This window comes from Pseudomonas vranovensis DSM 16006, assembly GCF_000425805.1.
GTDB lineage: Bacteria > Pseudomonadota > Gammaproteobacteria > Pseudomonadales > Pseudomonadaceae > Aquipseudomonas > Aquipseudomonas vranovensis.
In genome coordinates, this window is the sequence record NZ_KE384454.1 from 30,596 (window position 1) to 44,592 (window position 13,997).

Consider the following 13,997-nt stretch of genomic DNA (forward strand, 5'->3'; position numbering starts at 1 on the left):
TATGGCCGGCATCGGCTTTGAACTGCGCAAGATCCTTTCGCGCGACTCCTACACCTCGACCTTGCATGCCTATGTCTATGCCGGGCTGATCAGCTCCGGGCCATGGGTGCTGTCGATCCTCAGCGTGATGCTGGTGGGGGTGATCAGCCTGGGGCTGGTGATCCCGGAATCGCTCATTCGCCAGTTCCTGATCACGGTGACCTACCTGATGGCCACTTCGTTGATTCTCACCGGCGGCCTGCAGTTATTTTTCACTCGCTTCGTGTCCGATCGCCTGTTCGAGCGCAACTACGACCAGATCCTGCCCAACCTGCTGGGTATCTTGCTGTTGGTCACGGTGGGTTCCGGCGTACTGGGCATTGTGCTGCTGGCGACCTTGTTCGATGAACCGCTGATCTACCGCTTGCTGGTGCTGGCCAACTTCGTGGTGTTGTGCAACTTGTGGCTGGTGATCATCTTCCTGTCGGGGATGAAGGCTTACAACCGCATTCTGCTGGTGATGCTGCTGGGTTATTCGCTGATGGTCGGCAGTGCCTTTGTACTGCGCTACCTGCAGATGGAAGGGCTGTTGCTGGCGTTGCTGCTGGGGCACAGCACACTGTTGTTCTTGTTCCTGTTCGACATCCTGCGCGAGTACCGCGCCGAAAAGCTGGTGGCCTTTGATTTTCTCGACCGGCGCAAGGTCTTCATCAGCCTGCTGCTCACTGGCTTTTGCTACAACCTGGGGATCTGGATAGACAAGTTCATCTTCTGGTTCAACCCCTACACCTCAAGCCAGGTGATCGGGCCGTTGCGCGCCTCGATCCTCTACGACTTGCCGATCTTCCTGGCTTACCTGGCGATCATTCCGGGCATGGCGGTGTTCCTGGTGCGCATCGAGACGGACTTTGCCGAGTGGTACGACAGGCTGTTTCGCGCCGTGCGCGAAGGGGAGACCCTGCAGCACATCAGCCAACTCAAGGTCGAGATGACATATTCGATCCGCCAGGGGCTGTTGGAAATCTGCAAGGTCCAGGGCCTGACTGTGGTGCTGCTGTTCCTGTTCGGCCCGCGCCTGCTGGCCTGGCTCGGGATCTCCAGCTACTACCTGCCGCTGTTCTATATCGACCTGATCGGGGTGAGCATCCAGGTGGTGTTCATGGCCATTCTCAACGTGTTTTTCTATCTGGACAAACGCGCCATTGTGCGCGAGCTGTGCCTGCTGTTCGTGGTGCTCAACGCCGGGCTGACCTGGCTCAGCCTGAACCTTGGGCCAAGCTTCTTCGGCTACGGGTTTACCTTCTCGCTGCTGGCCTGCGTGCTGTTGGGGCTGGCCCGGTTGTCCACGGCCCTGGACGACCTTGAGTTCGACACGTTCATGCGTTCCAACCGCTGACGGCCGTGCCGCGCGTCAGGCCCGGGCAAACCGGGCGCTGATGCGCGGATAATAAAGGCTGGATCCGTGTTGGAGGACACGCCATGAACAGCCATCGGAAAAGCCTTCTGAGTGGTCTCGCCCTGGCATTGGCCATGCTCTGCGTGGCGCCGCTGGCCGCCGCGCAATCACTCGATGAGGCGCCTGTCGACCCTGCTGGGGTACAACTGCAACCTCAGGAACAGAACGGCATCACCTACCTCAAGGGCGGCATCGGCATCGACGAGTCCCGAGCCATGCAGCAGATCCGTGGCTACAACCTGCAGATCACCCTGTCATCGGGGTCGGACAACAAGTACCAGAGCGGTGCTGAAGTTCGCATCGAGTCGGCAGGGGGGCAACCGGTGCTGACGCTTTCGGATGTTGGCCCGATGCTCTATACCAAGCTGCCGAATGGGCATTATCAGGTGCTGGCAAATCTCAATGGTGAACAGCAGCGCCAGCAAGTGGTGATCGATGGCAGCGCGCCGGTCAAGCTCAACCTGCATTGGCGAGAATGACCGCGCATGGACCTGGAGGCGTCCCTTGGTGCCTTGCACCGTGACGGTTTCGTGCTGTTATCCGGTGTGCTGGAGTGCGCGCAGATCGACCAGTTGCAAGCGGCCATCGACACGCTAAAACCCCAGCACTGGGACTACAACGGCCTGGTCGAGCACTATAAGTGCGTGTTCAACCGCGACCCACTCTGGCTGAAGTATCTTGACTTGCCGGGGGTGATCGAGCTGGCTGAAGCAGCGCTGGGCGAGGATTGCCACATCATCGGCCAGACCGCCTGGCGCAGCCATCCAGGCTGCCTGGGCATGCCCCTGCACCTGGACTACCTGGCGATGGCCTTGCCGCCATCGCTGTTGGCCGACCCCGGCTTCGAGCTACCTATGCAGGTCTGTACGCTGCAGTGCTACCTGGACGATGTCGATGCCGACCTGTGTCCCACCCGGGTACTGGCCGGCAGCCATCGGGCAGGGCGCAAGCCGCTGCCGGGTGAGCAGCAGTGGCAGGGGCAGGTGGCGCAAAGCATTTTGTGCCACGCGGGCGATGCGTTGATGTTTCGCAGCGAGCTGTGGCATGGCGGCAGCGACAACCGAACCACCGATCGCTGCCGCTCGATGTTGCAGGTTCACTACGGCCGGCGCATGGTCGCGCAGAAGTTCTCGCCGTACCTGCACTGGCAGTTCAGCCCGGCGGTGCTGGCTGCCGCCACGGCCCGCCAACGGCGCTTGCTGGGCGAACACGCCGAGGCCGAATACGACTGACGCTCATGCCTGGGCCCTGATCGCCAGCACGTTGCACAGCGGATGATCGACCACATGCTCGGTGGTGCTCCCGGTCATGCGTTCCATCAGCGTGCGCGTGTGGTTGCCCATCACCAGCACGTCGGTGCGGCTGTGGGCGACGAACTCGGCGATGCTGCGGGTGATCGGCGCCGAGAGGAAGTGCTGGCGCTCGACCGGTATTTCATGACGTTCGGCCAGGTGCTCGAACGCCTTGTGGATCGACTTGCGCACATCGCTGCCGAAGCCTGGCATGGTGATAGTGCCGGCACCGAAATCGGACATATGGGTATGAGCACTGTCGCATACATGCAACAGGTGCAATTCGGCGTTGCACTGCTGGGCGAGGTCGGCGGCAGCCTTGATGACGGTTTCGTTGAGGTCGCTGTAAGGGTGTTCGGGGTGGGTGGGGTCCACGGCCGCCACGACAATGCGCGGTAGCGGGCAATGCACCGCGCTCACCAAATGCACCGGGCATGGGCATTCGCGCAACAGCTCCCAGTCGAGCGGTGTATTCATCAGCCGTTTGAAGGTTGATTGATGCTGCACATCCTTGATCAGCAGATCAGGGCCGATTTCGACCACCTGCGTGAGCACCGCCTGGCGTACATCGCGGGTCAGCATCACATCGGTGGTCACCCGGATACCATTTTCATGCAGCAGGGTGGCTTCGTCGGCCAGCCACTGGCGATTGTCGCTAACCAGGGTCTGCAGCCGCTGCTCATCGCCGCTCATCAGACCGAGGGTGTCGACCTCTTCGATAAAGGCGGTGATGTGCAGCGCGGCGCCGGTGACACGGGCAAGCGCCGCGGCGCGCTCCATGGCCGGGGTATGGCGCAGGTCCGACCCGACCATCAGGAAAAGGCGTTGGTACTGGCTCATGGTGCACCTCCGATTGTGTGGCATTGCCAGCCCCCGAGCTTGAGTTTAGCCCATTGCCGGCAGGGGGTTTCGGGGCGTGGCCGCAGGCAATCTGACAAGCGGTCAAGGCTGGTCTAGGCTGCGCTACAGAGCGTTGCAAGCCAGTAACCAAGGAGCACGGCATGGGGCGGGGTGGTGTTGCGGGTTGGCTGTTGATGGGTTGCCTGTTGCTGACGGGCCTGGCGGTAGCCCAAGAGGTTGCTACACCTTCGAGCGAGTCGGTCGAGCTGAAGGTGTTCAACCGCAGCATTATGCTGTTTCGCGCCACCTTGCTGGGCGAAACACCCCAGCAACGGGTCAGGCGCGCGCAGGCGGTGATTGCCGAAACTCTGGACGAGGATCGCGAGCTGCAGGTGCGCACCGACCCTATCCAGGACGCCTACCTGGTGCTGATTGGCGACAAGCGCGCCTTTATTGTCACCCCCCACGATATCGACCCGCTGACCCAGAGCTCGGTGCTGGAGGCCGCCAACCAGGCCGCCGCCAACCTGCGCCAGGCAGTGGAGGAGCGCCGTGAGGCACGCAACCTGCAATTTCTGATGCGCGCACTGCTGGCGGCGGCCATTGCCACCGCGTTGTACCTGGCATTGCTGTGGCTGATTGCGTACGTGCGGCGCAAGCTGCACGACAAATTGCCTGCGCTCATGCGCCGCCATGCGCGCAGCCTGACCGTAGGGCAGACCCCGGTCATCGACGCCAACTATATCTACACCCTGATCCGCCGATTGCTGACCCTGGTGCGCTGGCTGTTGATCGCCTTGCTCAGCTACGAGTGGCTGGGCTTCGTGTTCTCGCGCTTTCCGTATACCCGGCCCTGGGGTGAACAGCTCAACGCCTACCTGTTCGAGTTGGCCCGCTACCTGCTCGAAGGCATGCTCAGCGCGATTCCGGGGCTTGTGGTGGCGCTGGCGATTTTCTTTATCGCCCGTGGCGCGGTGGCCTTCAGCCGGCGTGTGTTGCGGCGCCTGGCGATGCCCGGGACCCTCAGCTGGCTGAACCAGGAAACCCTGCAACCCACCACGCGGCTGACGGCCCTGGCCATCTGGCTGTTTGCCCTGGCCATGGCCTACCCGTACTTGCCGGGGGCCGGCACTGAAGCGTTCAAGGGCTTGTCGGTGCTGATCGGCCTGATGATTTCCCTGGGCGCCACCAGCGTGGTAGGCCAGGCGGCCTCCGGCCTGATCCTGACTTACACCCGTACCTTGCGGCCCGGGGAGTTCGTGCGTATTGGCGAGTATGAGGGCACGGTGACCGAGCTTGGCATGTTCACCACCCGTATCCGTACCGGGCTGGGAGAAGTACTGACCTTGCCCAATTCGATGATCACCGGCAGCGTGACCAAGAACTACTCGCGGATCGTGGAGGGTGAGGGTTATGTGGTGGATACCACCGTGACCATCGGCTATGACACGCCCTGGCGGCAGGTCGAGGCGATGTTGCTGGAAGCGGCGGGGCGTACCAATGGCATTCTCGAACAACCCAAGCCGCAGGTGTTTCAGACCGCGCTGTCGGATTTCTATCCCGAGTACCGCCTGGTGGCCCAGGCCATACCCAGCCAACCCCGGCCCCGGGCGGTGCTGCTCAGCGAGCTGCACGCGCATATCCAGGATGTGTTCAACGAATACGGTGTGCAGATCATGTCGCCGCACTATCTGGGCGACCCGCCCGACGCCAAGTGGGTGCCCAGGGAGCACTGGTACAGCGCCCCGGCACAGCCCCCGAAAGAGCCATGACGGGGCAGGGGCTCAAGCGCGGCGGTCGAGCCATACGGTCTGGGCGTTGCAGAACTCGCGCACGCCAAAGTGCGAAAGCTCGCGGCCAAAGCCGCTCTTCTTGACGCCACCGAAGGTCACGCGCGGGTCGGAGGCGCAGATGCCGTTGACGAACACGCCACCGGTGTCCAGTTCATCGGTGAGCTGGGCGGCCAGCGCCAGGTCCTGGGTGTAGATCGTCGAAGCCAGGCCGAACTCGCTATCGTTGGCCAGCGCCAGGGCATGCTGGGCATCGCGGGCGGTGATGATCGAGGCCACCGGGCCGAACAGCTCCTGGCGGAACGAAGTCATCTGGTCGGTGACGTCGGCCAGCACGGTTGGCTCATAGTAGTTGCCCACGCCTTCGGCCTTGTGCCCGCCCAACAGCAATGTGGCACCTTCGGCCAGAGTGGCCTGGACCTGCTCGTCCAGTTCGTCGCGCAGGTCATAGCGTGCCATCGGGCCCAGGTAGGTCTGCTCATCCAGCGGATCGCCCATCACCAGCTTGCGCGTGGCTTCGACGAATTTCTCGGTGAACGCCTGCACCACGCCTTGCTCGACGATCAGGCGCTTGGCAGCGGCGCAGACTTGGCCAGTGTTGGCGTAGCGGCCAATGACAGCGGCGCGAACGGCTTCATCGAGGTTGGCGTCGTTGAGCACGATGAACGGGTCGGAGCCACCCAACTCCAGCACACACTTCTTCAAGGCGGCGCCGGCCTGGGCACCGATGGCCATGCCGGCACGCACGCTGCCGGTCAGGGTCACGGCGGCGATGCGTGGGTCCTTGATGGCTTGGGAGACGCCTTCTGGGGTAACGTTGATGACCTCGAATACGCCTTCAGGCAACCCCGCCTGCTTGATCACGTCCAACAGCAGGTAGGCGCTGCCCATCACGTTCGGGGCGTGCTTGAGTACGTAGGTGTTACCGGCAATCAGCGCTGGTACCGCGCCACGCAGCACCTGCCAGACCGGGAAGTTCCACGGCATCACCGCCAGGATCGGGCCCAGCGGGCGGTACTCGATACGCGCCGTGCCATTGTCCACCAGTGTGGACTCGGCGCTCAGCATGCCCGGGCCCTGGGCAGCGTACCACTCGCACAATTGCGCACATTTCTCCACTTCGCCGCGAGCCTGGGCCAGGGGCTTGCCCATTTCCAGGGTGATCATTCGGGCCATGGCCGGCGCGTTCTCACGGAGGGCGCCGGCCAGGTTCAAGATCAGTCGGGCGCGCTCGCTGACTGCGGCACGGCGCCATTGGGCAAAGCCCGCTGCGGCACGTTGCAGGGCGGTATCCAGGGCGGCTTCGGATTCGTACGGGTAATGACCGATGGCCTCGCCGGTGGCGGGGTTGATGGACACAGCGTGGGTATGGTTTGGGAACGCGGTCATGGCACAGTCCTGCAAATGTTTGGGAATGACGCCAGCGTAGGGGGCTGTGCCTATTGTGGAAACTGAATAATAATGAGCCTTTCATTCATGAAAGGAGAATGCTGTGGACCTGGTCCAGCTGGAGATCTTCAAGGCCGTGGCCGAGCATGGCAGCATCAGTGTCGCGGCCCAGCATATCCATCGGGTGCCGTCGAACCTGACCACACGGATCAAACAGCTGGAATCGGACCTGGGCGTCGAGTTGTTCATTCGTGAAAAAAGCCGCCTGCGCCTGTCGCCGGCTGGCTGGACTTTCCTCGACTACACCCGGCGCATCCTCGCGCTGGTAGACGAGGCGCGCCTGACCGTGGCGGGCGAGGAGCCCCAGGGGCCTTTTGCCCTGGGCTCGCTCGAAAGCACGGCGGCAGTACGTATTCCGGCGCTGTTGGCTGCCTATAACCAGCAGTACAGCAAGGTCGAACTGGACCTTTCTACCGGGCCGTCCGGGGCGATGATCGAAGGGGTGCTGGCCGGGCGACTGGTGGCCGCCTTCGTCGATGGCCCGGTGCTGCATCCGACCCTGGACGGCGTGCCGGTATTCAAAGAGGAAATGGTCCTGATCGCACCCCTCAACCATGGGCCGGTCGCCCGTGCCCAGGATGTCAACGGCGAGAACATCTACGCCTTTCGCGCCAACTGCTCCTATCGCCACCATTTCGAACGCTGGTTCAGCACCGATGCCGCAGTGCCGGGAAAGATCTACGAGATGGAGTCCTATCACGGCATGCTCGCGTGCGTAAGCGCCGGCGCCGGCCTGGCGCTGATGCCGCGCAGCATGTTGCAGAGCATGCCGGGGTGCGCCACGGTGAGTGTCTGGCCACTGTCCGAAGACTTTCGCTACCTCGACACCTGGCTGGTCTGGCGACGGGGCACCGTGTCGCAGAGCCTGTCGAGTTTTGTCGATCTGCTTGAGGCGCGCCGGGCGGACGCGACCGTCGAACAGGCGGGATAAATCGCGCGGTACGCCGGTGTTCATTGGCTATATTGAATCCAGCGCACTCATGCCATGTGCGAGCCGGAGCAGTCATGCTTGATTATTTTGCCTTGGGTCTGTTGATCTTCGTGGGGCTGGTGCTGTTCTACGGCATCATCGTGCTTCACGATATTCCCTATGAAATCGCCGTTCACCGCAACCATCCACATCAGGATGCCATCCATGCCACGGGGTGGGTAAGCCTGTTCACCTTGCATGCGCTTTGGCCGTTTTTATGGATCTGGGCGATGCTTTACCGCGAGGATCGCGGCTGGGGCATCGGCTCGGGCAGCGCCCAGCCTTCGGCAGCCGACCTGCAGCGAGAAGTACAGGAGCTGCAACAACGGGTGGCCCAGCTGGAAGCGGCCCAGGCCCGCGCACGTGATGCGCGTGTCGAGTCGGGCGGGGGGATCTAGACCATGGACCTGCTGCTGGTGCTCACTTACGCCGCGATCTGCGTGGCGATCTTCAAACTGTTCCGCATCCCCCTCAACAAATGGACCGTGCCCACGGCAGTGCTGGGTGGGGTGCTGATTATCGGTGCGCTGATTTTCACCATGAACTACAACCATCCCTATTCGGAGGTGGCGCGTTCCTATTTTGTCTCGGTGCCGGTGATTCCGGTGGTCACCGGCAAGGTCATCGATGTGCCGGTACAGGGCAACCAGCCGCTGGAGGAAGGCGATGTGCTGTTTCGTATCGATCCGGCGCCGTTCCAGTACCGACTTGCCTCGCTCAAGGCCCAGCAGTTGTCGGCCAAGGGGGATCTGTACCGGATCAATGAGTTGATCAAGCGCAACTTCGGCACCCGGCGTGAGCAGGAAGCGGCCATCGCCCGGGTCGATGACTTGCAGGCGCAGATCAACAACGCCCAGTTCGAGCTGGACAGCACGGTGGTGCGTGCGCCAAGCAAGGGGTATGTGACTCATGTATCGCTGCGCAAGGGGATGATGGCGAGCAAGCTGCCACTGCGACCCTCGATGGTATTCATTCCTGAAGAGGGGCAATACTTTGCGGCCTGGATGCGGCAGAACAGTTTGCTGCGACTGGTGCCTGGCGACGAGGCGGAGGTGGCATTCGACGGTATCCCGGGCAAGGTGTTCAAGGGGCGGGTGAAGAATGTCATCGCCGTGATTGCCGAAGGGCAGGTGCAGCCGTCGGGGAACCTGATCGGCTTCACCGGTTCGCCGCCGGCGGGGAGGGTGCCGGTGATCATCGAGATCACCGACCCGGAGTTTGCCAAGTACAGTGCACAGATGCCGGGTGGGGCGTATGGGCAGGCGGCGCTGTACAGCCAGCACTTTCATCACATTGCAGCGATGCGCAAGATCCTTCTGCGCATGGCGGCCTGGATGAACTACGTCTTCCCGTTCCATTGAGGTAGGCAGGAACAACGGTCTTGCCCTGACCTTTGCGGGAGCCGGTCTTGCCGGCGATCGACCGCAAAGCGGTCGAACCCCATCTGGAAGTTGTATCGACCTCTACAGGCTTTGTCGCGGGGCAAGCTCGTCCTGCAAAGGACTGGGCTCGGGTTTGTCGACGGCCAGCGGTTGCGCCACCCAGGACATGAACAGCTCATAGCCAACAGCCAGCAGCACAGGGCCTATGAACAGGCCGATGATGCCGTTGGTGAGCATGCCGCCCAGGGCGCCGATCAGTACCACCGGCATGGGCACGGCGACCCCGCGGCCCAGCAGCAGCGGCTTGAGGACGTTGTCGGAGAGTCCGGCCAGGATGGTCCAGATGGCGAAGATCACAGTGCTGGCGCCCACGCCGTCATGGGCGAAGACGTAGACCACGATCGGCAGGGTGATCAGCAGGACCGGCAACTGGGTAATTCCCAGCAGCAACACCAGCAAGGCCAATACCCCGGCAGCAGGCACGCCCATGATCACCAGGCCGATGCCTACCAGAATCATCTGGATAAAGGCGATGCCCACCACGCCCTGAGCCACGGCACGGATGGTGGAGGTGCACAGTTCGGCCAGCTGTGGCCCGCGTTCAGGGCCGGAAATACGCGTGGCGATGGCAACCCCGGTGCGATGACCGGTTTCGCCCTTGGCCATGATGATGCCCGCGATGATCAGTGCCAGCACAAACACCAGAATGCCTGAGCCGATACCTGCCAATTGAGTCAGCAAGGTCTTGCTCACGCCCTTGAGGTGCGGCGCCACTTGCGACAGTGCCCAGCTCAGGTCGGAGCTGGCGTGTTCCCAGATGCCGTACAGCGGGGCACCGATCAGGGGCCAGTCGCGCACGTTGGCAGGCGGTGGCGGGATTTCGATGACCTGGTCTTCAAAGCCCTGGATACCCGCATGCACCGACTGCGCAATCGAGGTGCCAAGCAGGCTCAACGGACCGATCAGGCAGGCCAGGCCGACGATCACCAGCAGTACTGCCGCCAGGCCATTGCGACCGCCCAGCCAGCCACCCAGGCGCTGGTTCACCGGGTACAGGGTGATGGCCAGGATCACCGCCCACAGCATCAGGCTGAGGAACGGCTTGAAGATATCGAAGCAGAACATCACCAGCACCGCGATCAAGCCTGCGCGGATAAGTACATCTAGCAGTTCCCTGCCGTTGCCAAAGTGGATGGGTCGATGCTCGGCCATGTGAGATTCCTTCCTGATGTTCGAGGGGGTATGTCATTCGCGGGGCAAGCCCGCTCCCACAGGCTAGGGTGGGAGCGGGCTTGCCCCGCGATCAATGCACCGCTGGGCAGCGACTGGCGCCGCCACGGGCTGCCTGGCTGACCTGTTCGGTAAAGCGTTTGATGTTCTGTTGATGGGCCACCACCAGTTCTTCGATGGTGCCGCCCGCCGGGGTCTGGATCACACTGCGGCAATTAAGGGCCCCGGCATCGCTGCCGCCGGCCGCACGCAGGCGCCAGCGGGCATCGAACAAGGCGTACTGCCCCGGCACCGAATCAAATCGCTGCACATCCACCCGCAAGCCCATGCCCGGCTGGGCACTGTTGCTGGAGAACTGGTTGATCAGGGCGTTCTGCAGCTCATCGGCAAGGCTTGCGCCCCACCATTCGGTTTCCAGGATCGCCAGGCTGCTGTTGCTCTGGCGGATCACCAGTTGCGGCCGATCAACCTGGGGCGGCACGCTGATCATCTCCAACTGCACATCAACGCTGTTGACCGGCACCGGCTGCTGGGGGATCAGGGTGTGGTAGTGGATCGGGTCGCTGCGGCAAGCGGCGAGCATCAAGGTCAGGCCCAGTAATGCGAATTTGGTGGCGTGCGCCATGGTCGGTGCTCCTGCAGTCAATTGCGCGACGGTTTCAAGGTGTCAGCCGGGGCATCCTTGGGCCTGCCTCGCAGCAGTGACTCAGGATTTCGGCCCAGGTAGTCAGCCAGTTCACGCAAGGAGCGCGACATGCGTCCCAGCTCGTCGAGGGTCTGGGTCAGTTGCTCACGCTGCGGCGAGTCGTCGGCCAGGGTCGAGTTCGCCGATTGCAGCGTCTTGCTGACTTCCGCCAGCGTGCCCTGAACGCCCGGCAAGGTGCGGTTGTTGAACTGCTGCAAGCCCTTGCGCAGTTCCACCAGATTGGCATCCAGGTTGTTGGCGATGCGCTCGATCGGCAGGCGATTGAGACGGTCGACCATGACTTCGAATTTTTCCTGCAACTGCTCGAGGCTACCCGGTACGGTGGGAATCATGATTGGCCGGGCAGTGGGGTCGAAGGTCACTTTGGGCGCCTTGGGGTCGAAGTCCAGGGCGATGTACAACTGCCCGGTGAGCAGGTTGCCGCTGCGGGCCTGGGCGCGCAGGCCGTTGTCGATGAACATGCCCAGCACCTCGGCTGCACCTTGTTCGTCTTCGGGGTTGTGCTTGAGGGCCTTGAGCAACTTGGTGTGGGCATTGCCCAGGCGTTGCGGGTAGATGACGATGCCGACATTGACCGGAAAGCTGCGTTGCTTGAGGTCAAAGTCCAGGTTTACCGACACCACCTTGCCGATCTCCACGCCAAGGAACTCCACCGGGGCGCCGACCTTCAGGCCGCGCAGCGCCTGGTCGAAGCGCAGGGCCAGGTATTGCGCCTTGCCGTTGGGCGGGGCGAGGGCGGTCTGCTCGTTCTCGAACAGCTCGAACACCTTGTCTTCGCTCGCCACCTGGTCTTCGGGGTTGAACGGCGGGGCGCGAAACGCGATACCGCCCACCAGCAGTGACGACAGCGACTCGGTGCGCACGGCAAAGCCATTGGCACCGGCTTCGACATCGATGCCGCTGGCATTCCAGAAGCGCGTGTTATTGGTGACAAACGCATCATTGGGCGATTGCACGAATACTTCGATGTCCACGCCCTTGCCATCTTTGCTCAGTTGGTAGGACACCACCTGGCCGACGGGGATCTTGCGAAAGTACACCGGCGAACCAACCCCTAGCGACCCCAGGTCGCTAGTGTGCAAGGTAAAGCGCTTGCCTGGCTCGTCGTAGGTGATGGGCGGCGGCATTTCAAGGCCGGTGAAGGATTTTGCCCGGGCACCTTCCTTGCCGGCATCGGCACCAATGAAGTCACCCGAAAACAGCGTGTCGATACCCGACACGCCGCCGGCACCGATACGCGGCCGCACCACCCAGAAGGTGGAGTCCTTGCGGGTAAAGTTTTCGGCGTGCTTGACCAGTTGCACGGTAGCGGTGACGTGTTTCTGGTCATCGCTGAGCTCAACGGTGGAGACCTTGCCGATGACCACATTACGGTATTTGACTTCGGTCTTGTTGGCGGTCAGGCCCTCACCTGTCTTGAAGGTGATCTCGATGGTCGGGCCTTGCTGCAACCAGTTGTGTACCACCAGGGAGATACCCACCAGCACCGCGATAATCGGCACGATCCACACCAGTGAAACGCTGAAGCGCCGGGTTTTGACGGTTGCTGCGCCTGGCACTGGCGGTTCTTCAGTGACTGCTGACTTCATCCATGCGCTCCTTGGGTTCGGGGCTTTCCCAGATCATTCGAGGGTCGAAACTCATCGCGGCCAGCATGGTGAACACCACCACCAGGCCAAAAAACAGAATGCCCGGGCGCGGTTCGATGTCGCCCAGGGCCTGGAACTTGACCAGTGCGGCGACCAGCGCCACGACAATTACATCGAGCATTGACCAGTAACCGATCAGTTCGACGAAACGATAGAGTTTGGAGCGCTCTTTCTGGGCCCAGTCGCTGCCGCGCTGCACGGTGATCAGCAACAGGCCCAGAGCGACGAACTTGGTCGCCGGTACGGCGATACTGGCAATGAAAATGATCGAGGCGATGTCCCAGGCGCCGTGGGCCCAGAACTCGATCACCCCGCTCATGATGGTGCTGTCGTCCGCGCTGCCGAGCATTTTGGTGTTCATCACTGGCAGCAGGTTGGCCGGTATATAGAACACCAGCGCGGCGATCAGGTACGCCCAGGTGCGGGTCAGGGAATTGGGTTTGCGCTCGTGTACCGGGGCGCCGCAGCGCGGGCACTCATGCACGGGGCCTGCGGTGGTGTCGCAGGCCTTGCCGCAGGCGTGGCACAGCACCAGGTTGAGCTCGTTGGCCAAGGGTGGACGGTTCATGGCAGTTCGTCCCACAATTCACGGATATCGCGGCCGGCGACGCGGATGATCAACAGGCTCAGGGCCGCCAGGGCCAACAGGCCGATACCGGGCAGCACATCCAGCAAACCGGCCAGTTTGAACACCGCGACCATGGCGCCGAGCAGGCAGACTTCGAGCATGCTCCAGGGGCGCAGGGTTTCCAGCCAGCGCATGCACCAGGTGAAGCCCGGTGAGCGTTGTCCCGCCAGGGCGTAGGTCAGTACCCAGATCAGCAGCACCAGCTGGAACATCGGCGCGATGATGATGGAGACCGCTGCCACCAGCGCGATAAAGGTGATCGGCCCGGCGGCCAGGGCATGCACCGAGTCCCAGAGGGTGGCGCTGTTGGAAAAGCCCTGCACGCTGATGCTCATCACCGGGTAGAAGTTGGCCAGTATCCACAGCACCGCGGCGGTGAGGGTCAGGGCCAGGCGCTGCTGCAGGTCAAGGCCGTTGTAGCGTTGCAGCACGGCACCACAGCGCAGGCACAAGGCCTTCTGGTGCTTGGCGAGGGGGACCTTGTGGTACACACAGTCGCAATGTTCGCAGATGATCAGTTGATCGGTTTGCAGCATGGTACGCGCTCAGACTGCCGGCGGGGACTAGCTCAATATAGACGGCATGCGGACAAGCTCACGGATTTTTCCCACATCTGCAGCCAGTCG

The 13,997-nt window shown here is 62.4% G+C and carries 14 protein-coding genes; 7 read left to right on the forward strand and 7 right to left on the reverse strand.

Features of this window, described 5'->3' with window-relative positions:
- The first annotated feature begins 1 nt into the window (after position 1).
- From pelG to H621_RS0119675, 3 genes are all read left to right on the forward strand, one after another.
- Positions 2 to 1,375, forward strand: a complete 1,374-nt coding sequence (gene pelG, locus H621_RS0119665) for an exopolysaccharide Pel transporter PelG (RefSeq protein ID WP_028945013.1) — start codon at positions 2 to 4, stop codon at positions 1,373 to 1,375.
- An 83-nt stretch (positions 1,376 to 1,458) separates the two neighbouring features.
- A complete protein-coding gene (locus H621_RS0119670; protein ID WP_028945014.1) occupies positions 1,459 to 1,914 on the forward strand; it encodes a hypothetical protein in 456 nt (151 codons plus the stop codon).
- 6 nt (positions 1,915 to 1,920) lie between these two features.
- Entirely contained in the window at positions 1,921 to 2,667 is a 747-nt protein-coding gene (locus H621_RS0119675; protein WP_028945015.1) for a phytanoyl-CoA dioxygenase family protein, read from the forward strand.
- Positions 2,668 to 2,670: 3 nt separating this feature from the next.
- Here the strand turns inward: H621_RS0119675 and H621_RS0119680 are convergent, their stop codons facing one another.
- Complete coding sequence (locus tag H621_RS0119680; RefSeq protein ID WP_028945016.1) at positions 2,671 to 3,567, reverse strand: universal stress protein; 897 nt, start codon at positions 3,565 to 3,567, stop codon at positions 2,671 to 2,673.
- A 194-nt stretch (positions 3,568 to 3,761) separates the two neighbouring features.
- Between H621_RS0119680 and H621_RS0119685 the strand changes: the two genes are divergently transcribed.
- Positions 3,762 to 5,339 (forward strand): mechanosensitive ion channel family protein, encoded by a 1,578-nt coding sequence (locus H621_RS0119685; RefSeq protein ID WP_371919703.1) that lies wholly within the window; start codon positions 3,762 to 3,764, stop codon positions 5,337 to 5,339.
- Positions 5,340 to 5,351: 12 nt separating this feature from the next.
- Here H621_RS0119685 and H621_RS0119690 read toward each other — a convergent pair whose 3' ends face one another.
- Positions 5,352 to 6,746 carry an aldehyde dehydrogenase family protein gene (locus H621_RS0119690; protein WP_028945018.1) on the reverse strand — a complete coding sequence of 465 codons (1,395 nt, stop codon included), beginning with the start codon at positions 6,744 to 6,746 and terminating at the stop codon, positions 5,352 to 5,354.
- 103 nt (positions 6,747 to 6,849) lie between these two features.
- Between H621_RS0119690 and ptrR the strand changes: the two genes are divergently transcribed.
- The 3 genes from ptrR (at position 6,850) to H621_RS0119705 (ending at position 9,137) form a co-directional block, all read left to right on the forward strand.
- Positions 6,850 to 7,737, forward strand: a complete 888-nt coding sequence (ptrR, locus tag H621_RS0119695; protein WP_028945019.1) for a putrescine utilization regulator PtrR — start codon at positions 6,850 to 6,852, stop codon at positions 7,735 to 7,737.
- A 74-nt stretch (positions 7,738 to 7,811) separates the two neighbouring features.
- Positions 7,812 to 8,174 (forward strand): DUF3302 domain-containing protein, encoded by a 363-nt coding sequence (locus H621_RS0119700; protein WP_028945020.1) that lies wholly within the window; start codon positions 7,812 to 7,814, stop codon positions 8,172 to 8,174.
- 3 nt (positions 8,175 to 8,177) lie between these two features.
- Complete coding sequence (locus H621_RS0119705) at positions 8,178 to 9,137, forward strand: HlyD family secretion protein (protein ID WP_028945021.1); 960 nt, start codon at positions 8,178 to 8,180, stop codon at positions 9,135 to 9,137.
- Between the two features lie 102 nt (positions 9,138 to 9,239).
- Here the strand turns inward: H621_RS0119705 and H621_RS0119710 are convergent, their stop codons facing one another.
- The 5 genes from H621_RS0119710 to H621_RS0119730 form a co-directional block, all read right to left on the reverse strand.
- Entirely contained in the window at positions 9,240 to 10,370 is a 1,131-nt protein-coding gene (locus tag H621_RS0119710) for an AI-2E family transporter (RefSeq protein WP_036990168.1), read from the reverse strand.
- Positions 10,371 to 10,461: 91 nt separating this feature from the next.
- Positions 10,462 to 11,013: a PqiC family protein gene (locus H621_RS0119715; protein WP_028945023.1), complete on the reverse strand. Its 552-nt coding sequence runs from the start codon at positions 11,011 to 11,013 to the stop codon at positions 10,462 to 10,464.
- Between the two features lie 17 nt (positions 11,014 to 11,030).
- The gene (locus tag H621_RS0119720) at positions 11,031 to 12,683 is read right to left on the reverse strand and encodes a PqiB family protein (RefSeq protein WP_028945024.1); all 1,653 of its coding nucleotides are present in this window, start codon (positions 12,681 to 12,683) and stop codon (positions 11,031 to 11,033) included.
- Positions 12,664 to 13,311 (reverse strand): paraquat-inducible protein A, encoded by a 648-nt coding sequence (locus tag H621_RS0119725; protein WP_028945025.1) that lies wholly within the window; start codon positions 13,309 to 13,311, stop codon positions 12,664 to 12,666. Before H621_RS0119725 ends, H621_RS0119720 begins: the two co-directional genes overlap by 20 nt.
- Positions 13,308 to 13,907: a paraquat-inducible protein A gene (locus tag H621_RS0119730; protein ID WP_028945026.1), complete on the reverse strand. Its 600-nt coding sequence runs from the start codon at positions 13,905 to 13,907 to the stop codon at positions 13,308 to 13,310. Before H621_RS0119730 ends, H621_RS0119725 begins: the two co-directional genes overlap by 4 nt.
- Positions 13,908 to 13,997 lie beyond the last annotated feature (90 nt).